Source organism: Gammaproteobacteria bacterium, assembly GCA_016200485.1.
Lineage (GTDB): Bacteria > Pseudomonadota > Gammaproteobacteria > Tenderiales > Tenderiaceae > JACQEP01.
Genome location: JACQEP010000010.1, coordinates 17,241 through 41,971 on the forward strand (window position 1 = coordinate 17,241; position 24,731 = coordinate 41,971).

28 protein-coding genes and 1 pseudogene are annotated in these 24,731 nt (G+C 53.0%); 5 read left to right on the forward strand and 24 right to left on the reverse strand.

What is annotated here, in order from left to right:
* Positions 1-148: 148 nt before the first annotated feature.
* Complete coding sequence (locus HY272_05430) at positions 149-982, reverse strand: ferritin-like domain-containing protein (GenBank protein MBI3772121.1); 834 nt, start codon at positions 980-982, stop codon at positions 149-151.
* A 270-nt stretch (positions 983-1,252) separates the two neighbouring features.
* Here HY272_05430 and HY272_05435 point away from each other — a divergent pair, with 270 nt between their 5' ends.
* Entirely contained in the window at positions 1,253-1,765 is a 513-nt protein-coding gene (locus HY272_05435) for an SRPBCC family protein (GenBank protein ID MBI3772122.1), read from the forward strand.
* Positions 1,766-1,898: 133 nt separating this feature from the next.
* Here the strand turns inward: HY272_05435 and HY272_05440 are convergent, their stop codons facing one another.
* Positions 1,899-2,747: a class I SAM-dependent methyltransferase gene (locus tag HY272_05440; protein ID MBI3772123.1), complete on the reverse strand. Its 849-nt coding sequence runs from the start codon at positions 2,745-2,747 to the stop codon at positions 1,899-1,901.
* Positions 2,748-2,880: 133 nt separating this feature from the next.
* Between HY272_05440 and HY272_05445 the strand changes: the two genes are divergently transcribed.
* Positions 2,881-3,027 (forward strand): helix-turn-helix transcriptional regulator, encoded by a 147-nt coding sequence (locus HY272_05445; GenBank protein ID MBI3772124.1) that lies wholly within the window; start codon positions 2,881-2,883, stop codon positions 3,025-3,027.
* Between the two features lie 17 nt (positions 3,028-3,044).
* Here the strand turns inward: HY272_05445 and HY272_05450 are convergent, their stop codons facing one another.
* The 5 genes and pseudogenes from HY272_05450 to HY272_05470 all read right to left on the reverse strand — a co-directional run bounded on the left by HY272_05450 (position 3,045) and on the right by HY272_05470 (position 7,760).
* A complete protein-coding gene (locus HY272_05450; protein ID MBI3772125.1) occupies positions 3,045-3,419 on the reverse strand; it encodes a hypothetical protein in 375 nt (124 codons plus the stop codon).
* A gap of 154 nt (positions 3,420-3,573) precedes the next feature.
* Positions 3,574-3,936 (reverse strand): annotated as a pseudogene (locus HY272_05455) (hypothetical protein).
* 187 nt (positions 3,937-4,123) lie between these two features.
* Entirely contained in the window at positions 4,124-4,918 is a 795-nt protein-coding gene (locus HY272_05460; protein ID MBI3772126.1) for a phosphatase PAP2 family protein, read from the reverse strand.
* The gene (locus HY272_05465) at positions 4,903-6,147 is read right to left on the reverse strand and encodes a DUF4147 domain-containing protein (protein MBI3772127.1); all 1,245 of its coding nucleotides are present in this window, start codon (positions 6,145-6,147) and stop codon (positions 4,903-4,905) included. The genes HY272_05460 and HY272_05465 overlap by 16 nt, the downstream gene beginning before the upstream one ends.
* A gap of 422 nt (positions 6,148-6,569) precedes the next feature.
* On the reverse strand, positions 6,570-7,760 hold the full coding sequence (locus HY272_05470) for an O-succinylhomoserine sulfhydrylase (GenBank protein MBI3772128.1): 1,191 nt from the start codon (positions 7,758-7,760) through the stop codon (positions 6,570-6,572).
* Positions 7,761-8,041: 281 nt separating this feature from the next.
* On the opposite strand from HY272_05470, the gene HY272_05475 reads away from it, so the two are divergent.
* Positions 8,042-8,488 (forward strand): phage tail protein, encoded by a 447-nt coding sequence (locus HY272_05475; protein ID MBI3772129.1) that lies wholly within the window; start codon positions 8,042-8,044, stop codon positions 8,486-8,488.
* A gap of 179 nt (positions 8,489-8,667) precedes the next feature.
* Here HY272_05475 and purF read toward each other — a convergent pair whose 3' ends face one another.
* The 12 genes from purF to HY272_05535 all read right to left on the reverse strand — a co-directional run bounded on the left by purF (position 8,668) and on the right by HY272_05535 (position 19,331).
* Complete coding sequence (gene purF / locus HY272_05480; protein MBI3772130.1) at positions 8,668-10,185, reverse strand: amidophosphoribosyltransferase; 1,518 nt, start codon at positions 10,183-10,185, stop codon at positions 8,668-8,670.
* Between the two features lie 4 nt (positions 10,186-10,189).
* Positions 10,190-10,702 (reverse strand): CvpA family protein, encoded by a 513-nt coding sequence (locus HY272_05485; GenBank protein ID MBI3772131.1) that lies wholly within the window; start codon positions 10,700-10,702, stop codon positions 10,190-10,192.
* An 80-nt stretch (positions 10,703-10,782) separates the two neighbouring features.
* A complete protein-coding gene (locus HY272_05490) occupies positions 10,783-11,376 on the reverse strand; it encodes an SPOR domain-containing protein (GenBank protein MBI3772132.1) in 594 nt (197 codons plus the stop codon).
* Positions 11,377-11,393: 17 nt separating this feature from the next.
* Complete coding sequence (gene folC, locus HY272_05495) at positions 11,394-12,668, reverse strand: bifunctional tetrahydrofolate synthase/dihydrofolate synthase (protein MBI3772133.1); 1,275 nt, start codon at positions 12,666-12,668, stop codon at positions 11,394-11,396.
* Positions 12,669-12,697: 29 nt separating this feature from the next.
* Positions 12,698-13,714, reverse strand: coding sequence for an acetyl-CoA carboxylase carboxyltransferase subunit beta (locus tag HY272_05500; GenBank protein MBI3772134.1), 1,017 nt, complete (start codon positions 13,712-13,714; stop codon positions 12,698-12,700).
* A 34-nt stretch (positions 13,715-13,748) separates the two neighbouring features.
* Positions 13,749-14,552: a tryptophan synthase subunit alpha gene (locus HY272_05505; protein MBI3772135.1), complete on the reverse strand. Its 804-nt coding sequence runs from the start codon at positions 14,550-14,552 to the stop codon at positions 13,749-13,751.
* Complete coding sequence (gene trpB, locus HY272_05510) at positions 14,549-15,748, reverse strand: tryptophan synthase subunit beta (protein ID MBI3772136.1); 1,200 nt, start codon at positions 15,746-15,748, stop codon at positions 14,549-14,551. The genes HY272_05505 and trpB overlap by 4 nt, the downstream gene beginning before the upstream one ends.
* Entirely contained in the window at positions 15,735-16,358 is a 624-nt protein-coding gene (locus HY272_05515) for a phosphoribosylanthranilate isomerase (protein MBI3772137.1), read from the reverse strand. Before HY272_05515 ends, trpB begins: the two co-directional genes overlap by 14 nt.
* A 502-nt stretch (positions 16,359-16,860) precedes the next feature.
* Positions 16,861-17,640, reverse strand: coding sequence for a tRNA pseudouridine(38-40) synthase TruA (gene truA, locus HY272_05520; protein MBI3772138.1), 780 nt, complete (start codon positions 17,638-17,640; stop codon positions 16,861-16,863).
* Between the two features lie 48 nt (positions 17,641-17,688).
* Complete coding sequence (locus HY272_05525) at positions 17,689-18,048, reverse strand: DUF86 domain-containing protein (GenBank protein MBI3772139.1); 360 nt, start codon at positions 18,046-18,048, stop codon at positions 17,689-17,691.
* Positions 18,038-18,667, reverse strand: a complete 630-nt coding sequence (locus tag HY272_05530; GenBank protein MBI3772140.1) for a nucleotidyltransferase domain-containing protein — start codon at positions 18,665-18,667, stop codon at positions 18,038-18,040. The genes HY272_05525 and HY272_05530 overlap by 11 nt, the downstream gene beginning before the upstream one ends.
* Before the next feature lie 139 nt (positions 18,668-18,806).
* Positions 18,807-19,331, reverse strand: a complete 525-nt coding sequence (locus HY272_05535) for a DUF1566 domain-containing protein (protein ID MBI3772141.1) — start codon at positions 19,329-19,331, stop codon at positions 18,807-18,809.
* 181 nt (positions 19,332-19,512) lie between these two features.
* On the opposite strand from HY272_05535, the gene pyrC reads away from it, so the two are divergent.
* Together pyrC and rnt are read left to right on the forward strand one after the other, a co-directional pair.
* Positions 19,513-20,553 carry a dihydroorotase gene (pyrC, locus tag HY272_05540; protein ID MBI3772142.1) on the forward strand — a complete coding sequence of 347 codons (1,041 nt, stop codon included), beginning with the start codon at positions 19,513-19,515 and terminating at the stop codon, positions 20,551-20,553.
* 2 nt (positions 20,554-20,555) lie between these two features.
* Entirely contained in the window at positions 20,556-21,173 is a 618-nt protein-coding gene (gene rnt, locus HY272_05545) for a ribonuclease T (GenBank protein MBI3772143.1), read from the forward strand.
* On the opposite strand, the gene HY272_05550 is transcribed toward rnt, so the two are convergent.
* The 5 genes from HY272_05550 to HY272_05570 all read right to left on the reverse strand — a co-directional run bounded on the left by HY272_05550 (position 21,167) and on the right by HY272_05570 (position 24,677).
* Positions 21,167-22,501, reverse strand: a complete 1,335-nt coding sequence (locus tag HY272_05550) for a GHKL domain-containing protein (protein MBI3772144.1) — start codon at positions 22,499-22,501, stop codon at positions 21,167-21,169. The two genes, rnt and HY272_05550, sit on opposite strands and share 7 nt — an antisense overlap.
* Entirely contained in the window at positions 22,498-23,166 is a 669-nt protein-coding gene (locus tag HY272_05555) for a response regulator transcription factor (protein ID MBI3772145.1), read from the reverse strand. The genes HY272_05550 and HY272_05555 overlap by 4 nt, the downstream gene beginning before the upstream one ends.
* Positions 23,163-23,504, reverse strand: coding sequence for a PepSY domain-containing protein (locus HY272_05560; protein ID MBI3772146.1), 342 nt, complete (start codon positions 23,502-23,504; stop codon positions 23,163-23,165). Before HY272_05560 ends, HY272_05555 begins: the two co-directional genes overlap by 4 nt.
* A gap of 122 nt (positions 23,505-23,626) precedes the next feature.
* Positions 23,627-23,941, reverse strand: coding sequence for a Grx4 family monothiol glutaredoxin (grxD, locus tag HY272_05565; GenBank protein MBI3772147.1), 315 nt, complete (start codon positions 23,939-23,941; stop codon positions 23,627-23,629).
* Between the two features lie 202 nt (positions 23,942-24,143).
* Entirely contained in the window at positions 24,144-24,677 is a 534-nt protein-coding gene (locus HY272_05570) for a diheme cytochrome c (protein MBI3772148.1), read from the reverse strand.
* Positions 24,678-24,731 lie beyond the last annotated feature (54 nt).

Here is a 24,731-nt window from a genome sequence, read left to right on the forward strand (position 1 = left end):
TTTACGGGTTGGTGTGGTAGGGCGCAATGCCCAAAACATTCGCTACGCTCACGGGGCAGGCTCTAACCATCGGGCATGGTGCCGGATGTTTTATCGTTGTGTCGCCTTTGGCGACGGCTTGGTGGATTACGGCAACGCCTCATCCACCCTACATCGATGCGCCAGTTGCCGCCAAACGCTCCAGTGCATCCAACTCAGATTCGGTAAATCCGGCCTGTACCCGTGCCGCCGTATGGAACGGCCCACGTAATTGACCACCGTAATATTCAGTAATCAGTTCCCGGAAGGTCGCTTGTGAATCAATCCCGCGTTTTTCACATTCAAATTGAAACCAGCGCGAACCGATTTCGACATGACCGATTTCATCGCGCAAAATAATTTCCAACACCGCCACGGTTTCTGCATCGTCCACCTTGCGCAAACGCTTCATAATACCCGGCGTCACATCCAAACCCCGCGCTTCCAACACGCGTGGCACCAGCGCCATGCGCACCATCGGATCAAGCGCCGTCTTGCACGCCATTTCCCACAAGCTGTTATGCGCGGGAAAATCACCATACTGATAACCCAGCGCTTCCAATCGCGCATGCAACAGCCCAAAGTGATACGCCTCTTCATCCGCCACCCGAATCCAATCGGCATAAAATTGCGTTGGCATCTGGCGAAAACGATATACCGCATCCCAGGCCAGATTGATGGCATTGAATTCGATATGCGACAACGCATGTATCAGCGCCGCCCGCCCCTCCACGGTTCCCAGGCCCCGCTTCGGCACTTCCAAAGGCGACACCAACACCGGTTTCTCCGGTCGACCGGGTTCCTCGATCGGCGCCGGTTCACCCCGCGCTTCGTGCACAAGCTTACCTTCACGCCAGGCCTGCGCCGCTGCTTGGGTTAGCGTCAGCTTATCCGCGACCGTATTTGCGGCAAGACAGGTTTCAGCCGCGGCAAAGACGTTGTTCCAGGGGAAAAAGTTATTCATGGCGAGTGACTGGTATCAAGACAAAGGTCTATTCTAGCAGTAAACGCATGGAAAAATGTACGCAACACAAAACTGACTTGCGACAAGGTTCTACAAGATTAGCGCCATTGGCAAAAACCTGGATTCATCCTATTTTTAATAGTTCCCTAGGGCCTGTTAACACTAATTAAGCTAGTTTCTCTCGTAAGGAGTAGTGAATGAACGTTGGGCATCACCCTGAAAGCTGGTAGCTGGTTTCGGTAAGCGCTTAACAGTAAAGGGAGAACATCAATGAAATGGATCGTTGGTCTGGGCGTTGGGCTTGTTGTTCTTGTTGGTGTAGTTGTCGGTATTGGGATGTTACTGCCAGAAAAGCATCGTGCCAATGAATCGGCCCGCTTTCGTGTTGGCGCCGAGCAACTGTGGGAGATCATCACGAATTTTGGTGCTTACCCCACATGGCGCAGTGGCGTCAGTGGGGTTCAGCGTCTACCCGATATGAACGGGCATCCCGTATGGAAGGAAACCGATTCTCATAATGAAGGTATTTCTTATGAGACAGTAGAGGCCGTGCCCGGCAAACGCCTCGTGAGGCGCATTGCTGATCCAAACCTGCCTTTTGGTGGTACTTGGGCGTTTGATCTTGAAGCTACACCTGAGGGCGTTACGCTTACCATTACTGAGGATGGGGAGGTTTACAATCCCATTTTCCGTTTTGTCTCTCGGTTCATCATTGGTCACACTAAGAACATTCATGGCTACCTGAACGATTTGCAAACAAAGGTGGCTGGCAAAGCACAATGATGCCCAACAACGCCATCAACTCGGACAGTAAAAAGCAGCGCGCCTTCGAGAATCGAGCTATTCTCTCAGACCTATACCGGCAACCCTTTCCCTATTGATCGGGCCGGAGCATCCCGGCCCGATGTTTGAGTGGTTATCGCTTGGTAGCGCTGACGGCCAAGTACTCGGCTTTGAGTGATGTTGTACCATCGTGACGGGTGTTGTAGCGACTGAAGATGTCGCTGAGTTCATTGCGCAACTCATCCCGCCGTTCTTCAGCGGTTGCCTGATAGGCGCGATGGGTCGGCCCGTAATAATCGATGAACCAGTCGGCGACTTTTTGCGGCGCGAACGGGTAATTGAATTCCGGATAATAATTGCGTTTCAGTTTAATGTCTTCGACTACCTCGCCAAAGCGCTCCAGTACTGTCTCCTCATTGCCCCACAACGTCGGCGGCACCACACCCGCGGGAGGCGGGGCGTATCTGGAAACGGTACGTAACATTTCACCCACCATCCCTTCGGGGGTCCAATTGATCATCTGAATTTTTCCGCCCGGACGGACAACACGCACCAATTCGTTGGCGACTTGTTGCGGATAGGGTGCAAACATGGCGCCGATCAAGCTGTAGACGCGATCGAATTGATTGTCGCTATAGGGCAACTCGCAGGCATCACCCTGATCAAAGCGGATCTCGATCCCCTCGGCCTCGGCGCGTTGGCGGGCGGCCTGCACCAGATTGTCGGCAATATCCAGCCCCGTCACCTTCGCCCCTTTCCGGGCGGAGGGAATGGCAATCTGGCCGGCACCGCAGGCAACGTCTAATATATTTTCACCCGCCTCGATGGCAAGCTCATCGAGAATCTGCAACGCGCCAGGCTCCAGGTACTTGGCAAAGCGCGCATAATCTCCTGATTCCCAGACAGCTTTCACCCTGGCGCGGATTTCTGCCGGGCTCGGAATGCTGGCTTGTGATACGGTTTTTGCAGTTACTGTGCTCATGTTATCTCTCCCTTTGTTGTTGATGACGACAGAGAGAATATAGTCGAGCCGCTCCGAGGAGTTTAGTGCAAAAACTGTAGCAAACAACTACAATTTTTGAAGTTTGGGTTTGACCGGTCAGTGGATTGAATCAATGTATGATTATTCAGAATTTTGTCCGATCTCCAAAGCCGCATCGGTATTGGGTGAGCGCTGGACGCTACAAATCATCCGCGAGATACTTTTCGGCGCGTCGCGTTTCTCCGAATTTCAGAAATACCTGCCCAAGCTGTCGCTGTGACCCAAATCTAGCCACCCTCACTCTCCCTCCCGCCGCCGCTCCTGTCGCCGTTCCGGCTGTTCGGGTCGTATTGCTGCCGCGATTTTTTCGGCCTCTTCTTCGGTGGCGGTGTAGGAAATGACGAATTTCGGGCCTTTGAGTGCTTCACGCCCTTTGCGGCTATTCAGGCTCACCATGTTGAGCTTGCCGCATTTTGGGCAGGTGGTTTTGTTGTAGACGGCGATGTGAAAGGTGGTCCAGGCGATGGGGATGATCATCAGCGGGATCATGGCCGAGAGGATGGCGAAACTGGAGAAGGACAACCAGATCAGGGCATCGACAAAGAAACTTTCTATGCCTTGCGTGGTGGGTTTACCCACGTGATAACAGGCAGTACATATTCTATCTTTCACCTACAACTCCATTCACAGCCATCTCGTTGACTGTCACTGTTTATGGTAACAGATTCAATTTTTCTTTCTCCAGAAAGATAAATAATGCGCAAATACGTTATTGAAAATCCGTTTATAACCGATCATATCGCTCAGTATTCAAGGGTGCGCAAACCTAAATTAATTTCCCCAGCACATAGCCAATCACAATGCCAATAATCACTGCGATGGTGAGGCCACGATAGGTAAGTACATCCTTAGAATATCCACGCCGGATGGCGATGAAAGATACGAGATAGCCGACAGCATTAATCAGCCAAATAAAACCTATCGATAATACCTTAACAATGAGCGGCCCAAGAATCGGCACTAAGGCAATGATGCCCAGCAGCCAGGCAAAAGCATTCGAGATTAAACCGATAACGAGGACGGTGCCACCAATGACGCCGCGATCAATATTGAAGTGAATTCCTAACCAGACGAGGCCACAGATCAGCAGCCAAACGGGAACCATGACTTTCCAACTCCGCCACCAGGGTAAAGAGGCGTTACTTTTTTCGCTCTGCCCTGGCGAGTTTTTAGAATTTAATTGGTTCGATGTGTCGTCTGGATCGGCCATTGCTATTATCTTACCCCATCTCACATAGCCTTCACTTTAACCTAATTAGTCAGCTCATGACCCTGCTGCTCGCCAAATAGTAATATATCCTATTGCTGGCGAATGATTACCAGTTAACTTGAAGCCCGGCGCTATCGGCTCCCACATAAGGCGAATAGGCAATGTTGGTACGATGTTTTTTGTTTCTGTCGCAAACAAAATCAGCGGTATAAATACCTAGTAATGCACCCGCAATCACGTCTGATGCCCAATGTTTATTATCATAGGTGCGCGCCAATCCAGTCGATGTCGCCAAGCCATAGAACAATGCCTGAGTGGCGACTGATGGATTTTCGAGTGAGTTAAGATAGGATCTTGATACAGCAAATGCGGTACTGACATGGCCGGAAGGAAATGAACTACCATTTTTGAACCAGCCGGACTCATCGCTTGTTTCATTGGGACGGTCTCGATGAAACACTGATTTCAGAACAAGCGTCATCGCGCCGGTATACACTACCGACTGTACCATATTATGACTTGCGTAAATATATTGATCATCTTGTTTCCAGCGTCCGTATCCGTAGACCCCCAAAATAAATGGCCCACTTAATCTCAAATCACCCCAGGCATCGCCCACTTGGTCAATTTTTTTATGGTAATACGGATGACTATTAGTGGTCATCTCATCTTTCCAACGATCATCAAGAGTCTCGGCCACTACAATAGTGCCTCCTGCAATCAATCCAAGCGTCATCCAGTCATCACTATTCCAATGGGTTGGCGCCGTAAAATAATCACCAAGATCACTGAAAAAATAATTCTCATCACTGGATGTGTGTTGCCCAAGCGCAATCGATGGCAACATGATTAACAATATGGAAAAATTAAAGAGTGCCCTTGTCATTAATTGTGATGCCATTTCATTCCAATCATCAAATCCATGACATTGGTGCCCGTGGGGCCGGTGTGAATGAGATCGCCACTGGCTTCAAGAAAAGTACCGGCATCGGCGCGTTGCAAACAGGTTTCGGCATTTAGACCCTCCTCTCCCCCACGCGCGAGCGTGCCACCATCGACCAAGGCACCGGCATCATCGGTTGGACCATCGGTGCCATCGGTACCGGCGGCGAGTAAGGCGACATTGTGCTCACCCGCCAGTTCGATAGCGGCGGCTAATGCTGCACTTTGATTGCGCCCGCCACGCCCAGGATTTATCGGCAAATGGACCGTGGTTTCACCGCCCCAGAGATAAACACCGGGATCGCCTGCCAATAAACGTGAAGCGAGTTGTGCACCGACAACAACTGCATCACCGCTGATAATGGCGGCGTCTTCGTAGACGTCATACTCCAATTCACGTGCCTTGTTTGCGGCTGCGCGTCTGGCATCCGGCAGACTGGCGATAATCTCGACGCTGATATTTTCAAAACATGAATCATGTGTTTTTGGCGCGGGCGGCGCTTGCTGCATCAGCTCGATGATACATTCGGGCAATTCCAGTTCCGGTGTTTCGGTTTCGACAGCACTATCCGCCACCAATAATCCGGAGCCGATGGTGGCCGGATCATCGCCTGACACGTCCGAGATCAATAGCGCCAACGCATTACGGCCACCCAGTTGCGTCGCCAGCCGCCCCGCCTTAATGCAGGACAATGATTTGCGCACATGGTTAATAGCGTGTATATCAAGACCGCTACCGAGCAGCCATTGATTTACGCGTTGCACATCTTCCAGGCTGATTGTGGGCGGCAATACTTCCACCAGACTTGATGTGCCTCCTGAGATCAAAAACAGCAGCGGCATGGTTGCGGGTTGTTGTTTAATAAATTCGAGGAGTGCCTGCCCCGCTTTAAGGCTGCTGTCATCCGGCTGCGGATGTCCGGCTTCGATGATCATAATGTTGCTTAATCCTGAAATCGGTTGGGCATGACCATATTTGGTGATTAATAACGCAGCGTGGATGTTATCGCTTAGCGCATCGACGGCGCCTTGCAACATTGCCGCTGCCGCCTTACCGATGGCGATAATGGCAACTTGATTTTCAAAGTCATCAAACTCAAGCGCGCGGCGTACACATTCGCGGCCGTTTACTGCTGCTAGGGCGGCGAGGTAGATTGCTTCGAGATCTTGGCGATATGTATTTCTCATTGAAGTGTTCCGATCCTATTCGCCAAGTAATTAGAAAGATCGTCCTGACGCTCCCTACCTAAGGGCACACCTGTACATCTCCCTCTCCCTCAGGGCATAGGCATCTACACAAGTCACGACGAGAAAAAACCATATGTATTCTGTCACCGTCTTCAACCACCCCGTCCACATCCCGCCCGGGGTGCGCGTGCACCCGTTCGTCGGGAAAAAGGTCCACTGGACCTTTTTCTATCCCTCCTCACCCTTATCCAAGGAGGGGAGTTTTTCTCCCCTCCTCCCGGATTCGGGAGGAGGGGTGCTCCGAAGGGGTAGGGTGGTGGGCATAATGCCGAGCCGTACCACACCTTCCCAATTTGTGTAGATACCTATACCCTCAGGGAGAACGAACCATAAAGCACTTTTCAGCAGCTTATTGGAAATCATCAGGAAAGCGTTTTAAGTCCTCGCTCTAAATCAGTCTTCAGATCATTGACATCCTCCAGTCCCACCGCAATACGAATCAGATTATCGCCAATTCCAGCAGCGGCACGATGTTCCGGCGGCATGCGGCCATGGGTGGTGGTGGCGCAATGAGTGATGGTGGATTTGGTATCACCAAGATTGGCGGTGATCGAAATCAAACGTGTGGCGTCAATCAAGCGCCAAGCCTCGGCCTGCCCGCCTTTAACTTCAAATGACAACACGCCACCAAACCCGCTTTGTTGCTGTTTGGCGAGCGCATGCTGTGGATGTGATGCCAGGCCGGGGTAATACACTCTTTTTACTGCTGGCTGTTGTTCCAGCCATTGCGCGAGTGCGAGTGCATTTTCGCAATGCGCCTTCATGCGCAAACGCAACGTTTCCAGCCCTTTGAGGAAAACCCAGGCATTAAATGGACTCATGCATGGCCCAGCGGTGCGTAAAAACCCGTAAACCTCTTTGCCGACCAATTCCTGATTACCAACCACGGCACCACCGATGCAACGACCTTGGCCGTCGAGATATTTGGTCGCCGAATGAATGACGATATCGGCGCCGAGTGCCAGCGGCCGCTGCAAAGCGGGAGTTAAGAAACAGTTATCCACGACCAGCAAACAGCCGCGTCCATGCGCCAGTTTGGCCAGCGCCTCGATATCGGCAATTTCTGTCAGCGGATTGGATGGCGTTTCTAAAAACAGGATGCGTGTATTGGGCTGAATCGCTTTTTCCCAGGCATTCACATCACAAAGATCGACATAAGTGGTGCTGACACCAAACTTGGCGATGTAATTGTTCAGCAATACCGAAGTAGTACCGAAAATCGCGCGCGATGACACGATATGATCGCCACTCTTAAGCAGGGCCATAAACGTGGACAAAATCGCAGCCATACCTGATGCAGTCGCAACACAGGATTCGCCGCCTTCCAATACCGCCAGGCGTTGCTCAAAGGTGCGCACGGTGGGATTGGTAAAGCGCGAATAGATGTTACCCGGCACTTCGCCTTTGAAACGCGCGGCGGCCTCGGCTGCATTTTTGAAGACGTAACTTGAGGTCGGGAAAATCGCTTCCGATTGTTCCTGTTCATGGGTGCGCACCTGCCCGGCCCGCACGGCCAGGGTGTCGAATCCGTAATTATCAAAGTCTTGGGGCATTGTCTGTTTCCTTAACTCAAAATCACCTTCGCGGCTGTAGGGACGGGTTTTAAACCCGTCCCTACGACAACAAACTCCGGGCATAAAAAAACCCGCTCAGCTCAGTTGGCTAAAGCAGGTATCTCACCCTCTCTTTAGCTGCATTTATTAGGCGCCCGCAAGCTGAGCTCAAATTCGGCGCCATGGATGAGGTAAGATTAGAGAATCCCCCCTCCTCTGTCAACTTGACCATGGTTGTAACAGGGGTTTCGGGGTAACAATAATCATTTCAAGGAGGGTGTATGGCAACATTAAGGGATCGTCCCTATCTCAACGGCAATTTTCTTGTCGATCTCGGCACCGGCGATAGCAACAGTCTTGTGGCTGGTTTTGCCGAAGTCATCATGCCGGTGGGGGCCGTCGAGATTATCGAGTATCGGACGGGTAACGAAAAAAGTCATGAGATGCGCAAAACACCGCGTATTCACTATGAAAACGTGATTCTGCGGCGCGGACTCATCGGCGCCCTTGATCTGTATCAATGGTGGGATGAGACGCGAAACGGCAACAATACCCGGCGCAACATCACCATTCAGATTCTTAACGAGAATCGCACGGAAACCGTGTTTAGTTACCGACTACGCAATGCCGTACCTGTGCGTTACAACATCTCCGACCTCAATGCCGTGGGCAATGAAGTGGTGATGGAGGAACTGGAACTCGCCTATGAGGGGTTTACAGTCGAGTAATATACAAACGACTAAATGTTGCCAAATTATCCTAAATCTCTCACCACAGAGACACAGAGAAAGGAAGAGATCAATGGTTTGCGATCCGCTGACGATCACTTGGCGGGTGAGACCCAAAACCAACAACCACTTGTTTTTCCTTTCTCTGTGTCTCTGTGGTGAAACTGGAGTTTTTAGGATTATTGGTTATTGTGTAAATCAATAATATCGATATTCTTGCCGCCGCGAGCTTCCTTCGCGGCGTCACTTCGATGTTGCTCCAGGCGGGCGAAATAGGCATCGTCGATATCGCCGGTGACATAACGGCCGTCGAACACGGAGGTGTCGAAGTCTTCCAGTTTCGGATTGCGCTTGCGCACGGCAGCCATCAAATCCTCCAAATCCTGATAGATCACCTTGTCGGCACCGATGACGGCTGCCACCTGTTCATCGGTACGGCCGTAGGCAATCAGTTCCGACTTGGCTGGCATGTCGATGCCATAGACATTGGCGAAGCGCACGGGGGGCGCGGCGGAGGCGAAATACACTTTATTGGCGCCTGCTTCGCGTGCCATCTGAATGATCTGCTGCGAAGTGGTGCCACGCACAATGGAATCATCCACCAGCAGTACATTCTTGCGTTTGAATTCAAGATCGATGGCGTTAAGCTTCTGGCGCACTGATTTCTTGCGCTGCTTCTGGCCGGGCATGATGAAGGTACGGCCGATGTAACGGTTTTTGATAAACCCTTCACGATATAACACGCCCAGACGATACGACAGCTGGAGCGCGGCGGTGCGGCTGGTGTCTGGGATCGGGATCACGACATCGATATCGTGATCCGGCCATTCGCGCAGGATTTTTTCCGCGAGCTTCTCACCCATCCGCAGCCTTGCCTTGTGCACGGAAACATCATCGATGATGGAGTCAGGCCGCGCCAGATACACATATTCGAAAATGCAGGGCGCATAACGCGGATTTTCGGCACATTGGCGTGTTTGCAGGCTGCCGTCGATTCCGATAAACACCGCTTCGCCCGGTTTGATGTCGTCAATCAACTCAAAACCGAGCGCGTCGAGGGCAACGCTCTCGGAAGCGATCATATATTCAGTGCCTTGTTCGGTTTTGCGCTTGCCGTATACCGCTGGGCGAATGCCGTAGGGGTCACGAAAACCGACAATCCCGCAACCCGTAATCATAGTGACTACGGCATAAGCACCACGGCAACGACGATGGACGCCCGCGACCGCTTCGAAAATATCGTCCAGACTGGCCTTGGCCTTATGATTGGCGCGCCGCTGTAATTCATGGGCGAAGATGTTGAGCATGACTTCCGAGTCAGATTCGGTATTGATATGGCGCAAATCTTCATTATAGAGATCGCGCTTTAGTTCATCGGCGTTGGTGAGATTGCCGTTGTGGGCGAGACTGATACCGTAAGGCGAATTCACATAGAACGGCTGCGCCTCGGCCGAAGAGGCACAACCCGCCGTCGGATAACGAACATGGCCGACACCCATATTGCCGCGCAAATTGAGCATGTGCTGATCAGTGAATACATCGCGCACCAGACCATTGTCCTTGCGCAGATAAAGCCGGTTGTTGTCACAGGTTACAATGCCGGCAGCATCCTGGCCGCGGTGTTGCAATACGGTCAATCCGTCATAAATCGCCTGATTGACATTGCTCTTGCCGACGATGCCGATAATGCCACACATACCATCAATTCTCCGCTTGCCCAAACTTCAGTGCCTGGGTCAGATCCCCTGCTTGCACAGGATACTGGTGCTGCACCCAGTGCAACATATTATCGAAGACACCTACCATGTATGAATGTTGCCAGGCAGATTCCTTAATCATGGGTGTCATACCCACCACCAGCACTAACGTGCTGACTAAAACCACACCTCTTACCAAACCAAAACCACTGCCCGCGATACGATCTGTCGCCGTCATACCCACTGATTGCACTAGTTTTGTTAAAAGATGCGAGACAATAAAACCAATCAAATAAACCGCGACAAAGACCAACAAGAACGCTGTCACCAGCCGCACACCTTTATCGCTGATCCAGGCGACCAGATGACCGGCGACGGTATATGTTTCAATGTAGGCCAGCCAGAATGCCATTGCCCACACGATTAGCGACATCACTTCGCGCACGAGTCCACGCCAAAGACCGATCACGGCGGAGATCGTAATGATGCACAACAACAGGTAATCAATCCCACTCATATAGCGCCGTTAAACTCCCAAAGCGGGTATCGACAGGGGCACGATTTTACCAAACCAGCGCCTCTGGCTAAAGCAATTCTTCAATTACTGCTGTAACGCATTACCAGGCCATCAACCTTGGCATCACGCTTCAAACGCTGTAGCAAGCTATCCGCCGCGGCCCGATCCGCCACTGGCCCGACCCGGACTCGAAATACCGCAGCACCGGCAGCATCATTTCCCTTCTGATAAAAAGCGGGGTAACCCATGCCCTTGAGGCGGTCGCTGAAGGCTTTGGCCTTGTCTTCGGCGGTAAAACTGCTGGCCTGCACCATCCATTGCTCAGTCGCTGCGGTGGGCGACGATTGCGTCACGGCTTTTTCAGCAGGCATGGCGGCTGTCGCCGGTTTTCCCTGGGTGACACTTGTCTCGGGCGCCTGCGGCGGCGCGGGTCTTGGCGTCAAGGTAGGCGTGACCACTTCGGCTTGAGGGTCCACCGCCGGGTCGATTTTTTGCGACCAGTCCTGCAACGGCAGTACCGTCATTTTCATTTCATCCGGGGCCGCCGGGACGGTGACCTCAAACGATTTTTCAGCCACGTTCTGCGAAAAATCGATCATCAAGGGAATAATGATCAGTGCTAGCGCAATCAGAACCAAACCACCGACTATTCTTTGTTTAGCGACTGGCTCCATCATTCCTCCGTGCCACATTAATCAACTGGATTATATGCCGTCGCCAGCACTTCGGCCACGGTATAAAACGATCCGAAAACCACAATCCGATCGTCTGTACTTGCTGCTTGCTGTGCGGCGCCAAGGGCAGCCGTTACGTTAGCATGTGCGTGGATTGGCTGCATCACATTCAATTGATGCAATACTTCGATCAGTTGCTCGGCTTTGGCGGCGCGCTCGATGGCGACAGTGGTCACATACCAGGCATCGATCTGCGCGGCGATGGCGCTAAAAATCGCCGTCAGATCCTTATCCGCCATCATGGCCACCACAGCCAATGTCTTGCCAGGTTGCGGCCAGGCACGTAAATTAGCCGCCAAGGCCGTAGCGGCTTCAGGATTGTGCGCCACATCCAGAATCACCGGCACCGGTCCCGGTAGCACCTGAAAACGTCCGGCAAGCTGTACACTGCCAAGACCAATACGTAACGCCTGCTGACTGACCGGCAATCTGACTTGCAATGACTCTATGGTCATCACTACGCCAGCCGCATTGCGCAACTGAAATTCACCCCGCAACGCCGGCCACGGCAAGACATCACGCCGTGTGGTTTCGCTTCGCCATTGCCACTGCGCGTTCTGTGCCTCAAAGCCAAAATCCCGGCCCAACACCTTGAGCGAGGCGCCAATCGCCGCTGCATGTTCAAACACGGTGTGTGGCGGGCGGGGATCGCTACACACGGCAGGCCGCCCGGCACGCATAATCCCGGCCTTTTCACGACCGACGGATTCGCGGTCATTCCCCAACCACGCAGCATGATCCAGATCAATGGTGGCAATCAGCGCCACATCGGCGTCAATAATATTAACGGCGTCCAGCCGGCCACCGAGCCCGACTTCGAGAATCGCAACATCTAACCGTTCAGTGGCAAAGATCTCAAAGGCCGCCAAGGTGCCAAATTCGAAATAGGAAAGCGATGTCTCGCCACGCGCAACATCGACAGCGGCAAAGGCATCGCACAAACGTGCATCTTCGACGTCTTGACCGTTAATGCGAATACGTTCGTTGTAGCGTAACAAGTGGGGAGAGGTATAGGTTCCGACACGATATCCGGCACTGCGATAAATTGCATCCAGAATTGCCACCGATGAACCTTTGCCGTTGGTGCCGGCAACGGTGATCACAATCGGCGCTGGCTTAGCGCCACGCAGGCGCTGCCACACCGATTGCACACGATCTAATCCAAGATCAATTTGTTTTGGATGCAGGGTCTCCTGCCAGGCAAGCCAATCGTTAAGCGTGGAGAAACGCATACTGCCTGTTAAATTCTCTGAAGCGGCATTCACTTCTGATCGCTGGCACCACTCTTTTTCGCTGATTTCCGCCGCGCCATGATGCGCTTGATCGGATTCTTCGGTACTTTAGGCGCGGGTGCAGCTTTTGCCACAGACTTCGCTGCATCAGTCGAAACAACGGTTTCTTTTTCCTGAGCCGATGCCATCACCAATGAAGACTGACCCAATATCGACAAGACACTGGCCAGACGATCCCGCATCTCGCGCCGATCGATGATCATATCAATCGCGCCATGCTCAACCAGGAATTCGCTACGCTGAAATCCTTCCGGCAATTTCTCGCGCACCGTCTGCTCAATAACACGCGGCCCAGCGAAGCCGATCAAGGCATTCGGTTCACCGACATTGATATCCCCCAGCATCGCCAAACTGGCCGAAACACCGCCCATGGTCGGGTCAGTCATGACTGAAATAAAAGGAACGCCTTCACGACTCAAGCGCGACAACGCAGCGCTGGTCTTGGCCATTTGCATCAACGAGATCAATGCCTCTTGCATCCGTGCGCCGCCACTGGCCGAAAAACAGACCAAGGGAATCTTTTTCTCGATACTGCGATTAACGGCGCGCACAAAACGTTCGCCCACCACTGAACCCATGGAGCCACCCAGAAAACCGAACTCAAACGCCGCCGCGACTACCGGCATCCCTTTGAGCGTGCCCTGCATCACGATCAATGCGTCTTTCTCGCCGGTCGCCTTTTGGGCCTGCACCAAACGATCTTTATATCTTTTACTGTCCTTAAAATTAAGTGCATCTACCGGAGAAACTTCTCCGCCAATCTCCTCTCTCGACTCAGGATCGAGAAACAGATCCAGACGGCGCCGGGCACCAACACGATGATGATGACTGCACTTGGGGCAGACTTCCATGCTGCGATCCAATTCTCCGCGGTAAAGCACCGCACTGCAACCATCGCACTTGATCCAGAGCCCTTCAGGAATGGATTTCTTGCGGCTGCCATCGGTGCGAATCTGGGAAGGAATTAGTTTTTCGAACCAACTCATGTTTGTCTCATCCGCCTTGTCATTAAATAATTCGTTATCGATCCATCGCCTGCCGCATTTCGCGCAACACCGCACTCACTTCAGCGTTGATACGCTCCGGCGTCTGCGCCAAATCGGCAATACGCTTCACAATGGCACTGCCGACGACCACAGCATCCGCAATCTTGGCCACCTGCGCAGCGGATGCCGCATCGCGTATGCCAAAACCAACGCCTATCGGCAAATCAGTATGGCGGCGAATCTGCTCCAGTTTACCCGCCACCGCTGCGACATCGAGATTGGCGGCGCCGGTCACGCCCTTCAGCGAAACATAGTATACAAAACCACTGGCCGCGGCAGTGACCTTGGCAATGCGCTCATCGTTACTGGTCGGCGCCAGCAAAAAGATCGGATCCATACCACTCTGATCCAGCACGGCAACCAGATCGCCCGCCTCTTCCGGTGGCATGTCGACCGTCAACACGCCATCGACACCGGCCTGCTTGGCGGCAGCGACAAACTTATCGTAACCCATCGCTTCCACCGGGTTGAGGTAACCCATCAACACCACCGGCGTCGACTGATTGCGCTCACGGAATTGCTGCACCATCGCCAGCACATCGCGCAAACTGACATTGTGACTCAATGCACGTTCGCACGCCGCCTGAATCACGGGGCCATCGGCCATCGGATCGGAAAACGGCACGCCGAGCTCGATGATGTCGGCGCCTGCTTCGACCATCGCATGCATCAATGGCACCGTCACATTGGATTGCGGATCACCGGCAGTGACATATGGGATCAGCGCCTTGCGTCCTTCGCGTTTTAAGCGGGTAAAGGTATCGTTGATACGACTCATACCTTGATTCCTTCGAGATTGGCGACGGTATGAATATCTTTATCACCACGGCCGGAGACATTGACGATGATAATCTTGTCACGATCCAGCATCGGCGCCAGTTTCGTGGCATACGCCAGGGCATGACTCGATTCCAATGCCGGCATGATGCCTTCAAGACGTGTCAATGTATGAAATGCAGCAAGCGCTTCGTCATCGGTGGCGGACACATAAGTGGCGCGACCGGTATCATTCAACCAGGCGTGTTCCGGACCTACACCGGCATAATCCAAGCCTGCCGAAATGGAGTGCGTTTCGAGAATCTGGCCGTTGTCATCCTCTAGCAGGTAGGTGCGCACGCCTTGAAACACACCGGGGCGACCGGTGGCAAAACGTGCCGCGTGACGGCCTGTGCCTACGCCTTCGCCGCCCGCTTCCACACCGTAGAGTGCAACACCTGAGTCATCCAAAAATGGATAAAACAGGCCGATGGCGTTGGAACCCCCACCGACACACGCCACCAGCGCATCCGGCAAACGACCTTCGGCCTCGAGAATTTGGCGCTTCGCCTCACGGCCGATGATCGTCTGAAAATCACGTACCATCGCCGGATAGGGATGCGGCCCGCTGACAGTGCCGATGAGGTAATAAGTATTGTCGACGTTGGTAACCCAGTCGCGCATCGCCTCGTTCATGGCGTCTTTGAGCGTTCGGGTACCCGAGGTCACCGGCACCACGGTGGCGCCCAGCAATTTCATGCGATAAACATTCAGTGACTGACGCTGCACATCTTCAGCACCCATATACACCACGCACTCCAGCCCGAGTCGCGCGGCAACGGTTGCGGTTGCCACACCGTGCTGGCCGGCGCCGGTTTCGGCGATGATACGCGTCTTGCCCATGCGCTTGGCCAGCAACGCCTGGCCGATGGTATTATTCACCTTGTGCGCGCCGGTGTGATTCAAATCTTCACGCTTGAGATAAACCTTGGCGCCGCCCAGTTTACGGGTCCAACGTTCGGCAAAATATAACGGCGACGGACGACCGACATAATGCGCCAGATCCTGATCGAACTCGCGCTGAAATTCGGCATCGTGCTTATATCGTTCGTAGGCAAGCCGCAATGTTTCCAGCGGCTCCATCAAAGTTTCCGCCACAAAGCGGCCCCCGTAAGGACCGAAGTGACCATTGTCATCCGGTAAATTAGCTTTCGACACGCTTCACTTCCCCCATCAATGCGGCCATTTTCGCCGCATCCTTAATTCCTTTGGCTGCTTCCACACCACCACTCACGTCAATCGCGTAAGGGCGCGCCTGCTGGATTGCCGCCGCGACATTCACAGGCGTTAAACCTCCGGCCAAAATAATCGGCAGCGTCAAATTACGCGGCACTCTGACCCAATCAAAACGTTCACCAGTACCACCGGCGACACCCTCTTTGTAAGCGTCCAGCAACAACCCTTGCGCCGATGCGTAACGCGTTGCCTCTGTGGCAAGATCAATTCCCTCGCGCATCCGTAGCGCTTTCAAATACGGCCGCGAAAAGCGTACACAAAATTCCGGCGCTTCGTTGCCATGAAATTGCAGTACATCGACGGCCACGTTTTGCAACACTGTTTCCACTTCCGCCTCTGTCGGATCGACAAACAAAGCGACCACGGTGACGAAGGGGGGCAAGGCCGCAACAATCGCCTGCGCCCTGGCGATATCAATTGCCCGCGGACTGGGTGCATAGAACACTAAGCCGATCGCATCGGCACCCGCGCGTGCTGCCGCTAGTCCATCCTCCGGGCGGGTGATCCCACAGATTTTTATACGCGTACGCATCAGGTTAGCGCTGGTTTGGCAAAGGCGAGATGTTACCAGATTGGTGGCCTCTCCGTGAACCCAAAACCATTTGGGCAACAAAGGAACGCGATGAGGTTCAATAGGTTATTGAAGAACGCCTGATCATGTTGCCGAGGCTCCGAGAAGAATACTTAAATTGAAAAAACGGCCCCGGGGTTGGGAGGAGTAGGGGGAGCCCCGGGGCCGTGGCCCGCGTTAGCGGGTCTTCTTGCTCAGGCGAGCATCTGCTAGGCCGATGTAAACCGCGAATACCACTAAAGCCACCAGTGAAGCAATTTGAATATAGGCCCATTCCATAATTGATCTCCCTAGCAATTGACTAAAGTATTACAAATAAAGATGCTATATAGCCTTGCAGAATATACCCCTTAATTGAACACGTCTATAGTCTTGAGGAAGATTTTTCCGATAAATAACCTATTATATCAATAGGTTATAAAACTTGTAAACTATGCCTGTCTTTAGTTTTCAGGTGCGCCTTTCACCACACCGCAGCGCTACGGTGCACCTGCGGCAATTGAAATTCAGCGGGATACTCCACCGCCATCAGGTACAACCCCGAAGGCGGCGCCGTCACCCCACCCAAAGCCCGTTGCCGGTGCTCCAGCACCTCTTTGGCCCAGGTCACGGGCTGCTCACCCGCCCCAATGGCAAGCAGCACCCCGGCGATATTGCGAACCATATGGTGGAGAAAGGCGTTGGCCTCGATATCGATGAACACTAACTCCTCCTGGCGGCTCACGTCCAGGCGGGTGACGGTACGCACCGGACTCTTGGCCTGGCAGCCCTGCGCCCGATAGGAAGAAAAATCGTGCTCGCCGATCAGCATCTGGGCCGCTGCCTGCATCCTGGCCACATCCAGCGGCCGGTAATCCCAGGTCGTGCGCCAGGCGAGAAAGGTCGGCCGCACCGGCCGGTTGTAGATCACATACCGATAACGGCGGCGGCAGGCCTTGAATCGGGCATGGAATTCCTCGCTGACCGGCGTGGCCCATAGCACTACGACTTCTTTGGGCAGATTGGCATTGGCGCCAAACACCCAGGCCCGCAGACTGCGCTCCACCTCGGTATCGAAATGCACTACCTGCTCGGCCGCGTGAACACCGGTATCTGTACGCCCGGCGCAAACGACGCGCACTGGCTGATCCGCTACCTTGGATAAAGCGGCTTCTACCACGGCCTGTACTGACGGCGAGTGATCCTGAAATTGCCAGCCGGAAAACGCCGAGCCGTCGTATTCAATACCGAGTGCGATGCGCATTAAGACAGGCTAAAGGGAAAAGGTGAAGGTTAAAGGGGACGATAAAGCTCATTTGGAATCTGGTTCCAGCGGCGGTAATAGCCGCTCCAGCTGAACGATCAATGCCGGAACATCTACAGTCGCTGTTTTATAAAGCACTTCGTGATCAATCTGTCCGTATTCATGCGCCAGAATATTACGTTGCCCAATGATTTGACGCCAAGCAATTTCGGGGTGCGATCCGGTATAGCTGGCTGAGATCCGGCGCGCCGCTTCACCAATAATCTCAACTCCTCGTTCCATGGCGCGCAACAGTACACGATTATTCAGAAATGACTTCAAATCATGCCCGTGCATCATCTCTATGACTTCCCTGGCCGCTTGCAGCATGTCCCACAGATAAGCAGCATCTTTATCCTCAGGCCGCATACAACTCCCTCATATCCCTTTCAATCGCGCGACGACGGTATGGATTATTCAGGATAGCAAGCGTCGCCACATCCACCTTGCGCCCACCAAACAATCCCGAGAACTCCTGCTGCAATTCAAACATCCCACCGAGGGAAGGCGCCCCCCCCGGCTCAAATTCAATCAGCAGATCAATATCACTCTCGGGACCCAGTTCGCCCCGCGCTGCCGATCCAAAAAGCACCAGCCGACAAACATGATAACGCTGCGCCAACGCCCGCAAACGCTCGCGTGACACACGAATCACGCCTCCAACGACTAAACAGTCTTCGGTATTCATAATGCTAACCTTCGCCGACTTTGCAAGTATCCCGCGTAATTCGCCATAAATGGGGCATCGGACATCTGCCTGATAGCGCACCAGATTACCGGCCTTTTCACGGCTGATCAGACCCGCCTCCGCCAATCGCCTCAACTCCCGATGTAGCGACCCGGCAGGCACGGCAGTCAAGCGTGAAATCTCACGCACGTGGAAGCTTTCACCAGACCGCAGCAATAACAAGGCCAAGATGCGCCGATGATAGGCGCTGAACAACACCTCGACGGGGCCTTTCCGAAGCTTGATCTCTTTTGTTCTCATAATTGCTACTATTGTAGCATATTTGATAACGTTTTAAAAGCCAGGGAAAGAGATCAAAACTTCGCGGTGATATTGCTCAACCCCATGGTCCGCTTCAACCGACACATTCACCCCGGATTGTCATCCGGGCTAACGCTGGCTATTTTCCAGCTACCGGCCTCAGCCGCCAGGTCTGATTTTTATTGGCAATATAGCTGCGGCCATCAAAGAAATGCACCAGCCAGACACGTTCGGTCACGATGCCTGGATTTTCGGTACTGGTCCAGAAACCAGACTCCGGGGAATAGGGAAACACTTTGAGATTGATGGCCGGGCGTGCGCAACGCTTTTCGACGATCCCTGATAATTCGTCCACTGTCGGAATTCGCCAATCGCTACGACCCGCAACGCGCATTTTGTTCTGGACATCAATGGCCGATTCAGCACCGCCATAGGTATATTCCTGCGTTTGGCCAATGCACGAGCCCTCCTTCCATTCCATCCCCAGCGCACACCGTAACCAGGTGCGATTGGTGGTCTTGTCGGTTACGGTACCATCGTTGTTGTCCTTGAACCGCGATGTGGGGGTCGATTCCGGCTTGCTGGCATCACATTCCTGATCGGCCTGACTCAGGCTCACCACGCTCAGCATCAAGATTATGGAAAACAACGACTTTAGTTTCATATTTTGGTCCTCACCCGTTTCGTTAATTCTTTGCCGCACCCAGACGCCATGATAATTATCGGTGACTCCGATCAAATCCTGGTAGTTTTATGGGCGCATATTAAATTACAGGAAAGTGGGGTGAGACCACAAATAAAATGGCATAATAGTTGCCCAGCTAATTCCCGACTGAAAGATTTACGTGGACACGATTACCCTCACCAGACCTGACGACTGGCACATCCACTTACGCGATGGCGCCGCACTTAGTACTACTGTTGCCCACGCCGCTGCCCAGTTTGGCCGCGCCATTGTGATGCCCAATCTCAAGCCACCGGTCACAACGGTGGCGGCAGCTCAGGCCTATCGCGAACGCATCCTGAACGCGCGTCCGGAAAATAGTCAGTTCGAGCCATTGATGACCTTGTACCTCACGGACAACACCCGCCTGGACGAAATTCGTACGGCAAAAAGCAGCGCCTTTATTCACGGCGTAAAACTCTATCCTGCGGGGGCGACGACCAATTCTGACGCTGGCGTCACTGATCTCGCTCGTGTTGACCACGTGCTGGCGGCGATGGAAGAAGTCGATCTGCCGCTGTTAGTGCACGGTGAAGTGACCCGCGCCGACGTCGACATCTTCGATCGCGAAAAAGTATTTATCGATGAACAGCTCGTACCGCTGACCGAGCGTTTTCCGAAACTACGGATCGTCTTTGAACACATCACCACCCATGATGCAGTGCAATTCGTACTGTTCAGCTCGGATCGTGTCGGCGCCACAATTACTGCGCATCATCTGCTACTTAATCGCAATGACATGCTGGTCGGTGGTATCCGTCCGCATCACTACTGTCTCCCGGTGCTCAAGCGTGAAGAACATCGCCGCGCTCTATTGGATGCCGTTGCCAGTGGCAATCCGAAATTTTTCCTCGGAACAGATAGCGCACCTCACGCCAGACACACCAAAGAAGCGGCCTGCGGCTGCGCCGGCATTTATTCCGCCCATGCCGCCATCGAACTTTATGCCGAGGCCTTCGAACAGATCGGTGCGTTGGGACATCTGAATACCTTCGCCAGCCATCACGGCCCGCGTTTTTACGGCCTTAGCCCCAATCGAGAAAAAATCACTTTAGCTCGCCAATCCTGGGACATCCCTGAAGGCTTCACCTTAGGTGATGATGTCGTCGTACCACTGCGCGCCGGCGAAAAGCTTGGCTGGCGCATACAAGATCAAGGTTAATCATGGATCCTGCAGCATTTAACATGGCGGAACGTTTCCGTGGTTTTTTACCCGTCGTCATTGATGTCGAAACGGGGGGCTTCAATGCCAACACCGATGCGTTGCTGGAAATCGCCGCCGTCACCGTGCGCATGGACGAAAAAGGCGTCATGTACCGCTATGAAACGCATGCCTGCCACGTCAAACCCTTCGCCGGTGCAAACCTCGATCAGGCATCACTGGCCTTTAACGGTATCGATCCCTATCACCCTTTTCGTATTGCTCATGATGAAAAAGCCGCTTTGGATCGCATCTTCAACGCGGTGCGGCAGGAACTAAAAGTCACCGGCTGCAACCGCGCGATTCTCGTCGGTCACAATCCGTTCTTCGATCTCGGTTTTATCAAGGCCGCTGTCGAACGCACCAAGGTCAACAATCCGCTTCATGCCTTCAGCACTTTCGACACGGCCACGCTGGCAGGCCTTGCCTATGGTCAGACCGTGTTAGCGCGCGCTGTGAAAGCAGCAGGATTTAGTTGGGAGGAAACAGAAGCACACTCTGCCATTTACGATGCGGAACGCACCGCCGATCTGTTTTGCACCATCGTCAATAGCTGGCGGACGTTTACTCTGAACTACTGAATCACACTATTCGCATACCCAGGCAGCGTAACGCTCACTGCAAATCCTCCCAGCTCAGTTGACTGGGAAAACGTCAGCGTTCCACCATAGTACTCGACGATATCGCGCACGATCGACAACCCCAAACCATGTCCCGTGGTTGATTCATCGACCCGCATTCCGCGCACCGACAATTGCTCACGATATTCCGGGGCACACCCCGGACCATCATCTTCAACCGTCAGCACCAATCCCGATTGATTTTCAATCGTCAACCTGACGCGCCCCCGCGCCCACTTACAGGCGTTATCGATCAAATTGCCAAACAACTCCATCATGTCTTCACGATCGCCATTGAATACAAAATGCTCAGGGAAGTACAGATCAATCTTCAAGCCACGCTCGGAATAGATTTTCTGCATCATATCCACGAGCGGCGGTAGCTCTACCTCAGGCAAGAACTGCCAGCCCTGCGCCGCTGCTCCCGCCATCCGCGCCCGCTTTAATTGCCGGTCGACAATCTGGCGTATGGAGTCCGATTGCTTCACCAACTCATCCCGCACTTCAGGCGCAGCATTCATCTCGCCGGTATCTGCCAGCCGCCGCAATACCGTGAGCGGTGTCTTTAACGCGTGCGCCAGGTTTCCCACTGCTGTGCGCGAACGATCCAGTCGCGAACGCATCACTCCCAGCAAACGATTAAATTCCACCACCACAGGTTTAATTTCCGTCGGCACATCTTCCTGCAAACGATCAATTTCACCACGCTCCAAGCGAGAGATATCGCTCTCCACCTGTCGCAATGGTTTCAGGCCCCCACGCACCAGCATCGTTTGCACAATCAACACCAGAAAAATCACTAATAATGATGTCAGAGCATAGGAATATTGAAATTCATCCAACTCATGGAGCAATGGCGTCATATCCTCGGCCACTCCGATCTTGATGTGTTTTCCGGATTTCTCGAATTCGCCCATCACCACCAGCAATTGCTGTCCCTCCGGCCCGACGACATACGCGTCCCCATCGGCCTGCACGGGAAATTTCAGATCGAAATCCCAAAACGAGCGAGATATGATTTCCTTGTCGCCCGCAATAACCCGGTAATAATGCCCTGAAAAAGGCATGTCGTAGACGCCATTGATGCGCGAGGGATTTAGCTCAAGGCTGCCATCCTCGGCCGGCTGCAGCGCCCCCAGCAGGCTATCCGCATCATGTTGCAACCGGGAATGGACGTAATTTCCAGCAAATTCCTTGACTGTCGCGGTCACCAGCCACCATTGCGCCAACGCTAGCAACAACAACGTCAACGCCAAACCAATGCCGAGACGCTGATTCAGCGATCTCATTTGGTCCCTGCGCCAAATACGTAGCCTTGACCGCGCCGCGTCTCGATCAGTTCTTTGCCGAGTTTTTGCCGTAACCGGTTGATGTAGACTTCAATGACATTGCTATCTTTATCTGAATTGTAGTCATAGACATGCTCGGTCAGAATCGACTTGGATAAAATCCGCCCCGGATTGAGCATCATATAACGCAGTAAGCGAAACTCTGTCCCGGTTAACTCGAACTCCTGGCCATCGCCCGTACTTACCACTTGCCGCTCTTCATCAAGCACCAGCCCGGAGGTTTGCAATTGCGCACTGGCTTGACCTTTTTGGCGCCGCATCACCGCCTGCATTCGCGCCATCAATTCTTCAATATGAAATGGCTTGGTAAGATAATCGTCGGCCCCCGCCTTGAAGCCATCGACTTTCTCATGCCAGGCATCGCGTGCCGTTAATATCACCACCGGCACTTTGTTGCCTTGCTTACGCCAGTTCTGCAACACCTCCAACCCCGAGCGCTTGGGCAGACCAAGATCAAGCACGACGAGATCGTAGGGTTCCTCATTGCCCATGAATTCGGCATCGGCGCCATTGTCAACGGTATCGATCGCATAGCCCGCTTTCGCTAAATCGCGCGCCAACTGGGAACTCAGAGTTGTATCATCCTCCACCAATAACACTCTCATCGCCGTTTTCCCTCAGCTTCGCCTGACTGCGCACCCCAATGGATGCCTTCTTTCAAAAACCGGCCGGTTTTGGCGTCAAAAAAAAACTCCCTCACTACGCCCTTGTTGTCAACCAGTTCGATTTCATAAACATACTCGCCATCACCCTTGTCCTCAAACTCGATCTCCAGCAATCGTCCGGGCAATCGCCGCTTTGCCTCGGCAATCAAGGGCTCCACCGCCACAATCACACCCGCCTCGCGCAATTGACGGGCGCGATCATGGTCTTTTTCGGATTCCGCCTGTGCAACGGCCCCCGTCAGCAACATCAATAGCAGCAGCCCAAGCCTCGCCCACACCATCGCCTACCACCTCATTCAGCCCACCATACCATGAGCCTAATCTAGCAGCCTGAATCCAAAATGAAAAAGGCCGTTTATCCCGAGGATAAACGGCCTTTTCAAACCCTTGCAAGCAAAGATTAACTATTGGCGGCCTGCACCAGCCTCGCCAATTCACCGTTACGATAGAGTTCCAACGTGATATCGCAGCCACCGATCAATTCGCCCTTAATATAAATTTGCGGGAACGTCGGCCAATTGGCAAAGCGCGGCAAATTCTGCATCACTTCCATATCTTCCAGGACATTGACGTAACCAAAGTTCGCTCCCGTCGCCTTGAGTGCTTCCACTGCACGCGCAGAAAAACCGCACATCGGAAATTGCGGTGTGCCCTTCATGAAAATCACAATCGGCGTAGTATCCACCGTTTGTTTAATGCGCGACATTACATCCATATCAATAACCTCATAATCCGATTTGCGCTATTTATTAGCTGACGCTAATTTTAAATTGCTTATGCCGGAGATTAAACCCGCCAATAACAAGGTATCAATCGTAGGGGCGATTCATGAATCGCCCCTACATGAACCTCGCCACTTGCCCGAAGCACCCGCTGCAACGCACTTTTCAGAACATTTTTCGGCAGACTGTTAATCTTCAATCCCCACCGCGGCCTACGCCCGGAATATTAATTTCACTCTCACGGAATGAATCCTTGTCGGCGCGGGTATGACAACCCTCGCACTTGCTCAGATTCTTGAGTTCGGGGTGCGCAGTGAATACTCGCTTCGGAACTTCACGGTGTTCTTTGACAAACTTGGGTATTTCACTAATCCGTAACGGAGTTTCATCTGCTTTAAGGGATTTTAGAAATTTCTGCGCATAACCCCCGTTCGAATGCTCAGCCGCATTCGCTGTCAAATAGTTTGTCAGTGATTTACGATCTGCATCCGCCAGCTCGGCATTTTCGCCAAAATGATCATTCAACTTGCCCATCAACTTTTCCCAGGAACGCGCTGGCAATGCGCCCGGTGGGAACGGCATGTGACAGGAACCGCATTCCTTGATGTAGTTTTGATCCGTAACGGCACCAAAGGCAGCGCCGCCCTTGGCCATATCCTTATCCGCCAAAACTGCTGACGAAATCACCATTCCGCCCAACAGCAAGGCCACACTAAACTTGGTGTTCATTGTTCTGGCTCCTTCAATTGTCCAAATGCCAAATGATTTCCAAATGGTTTATGG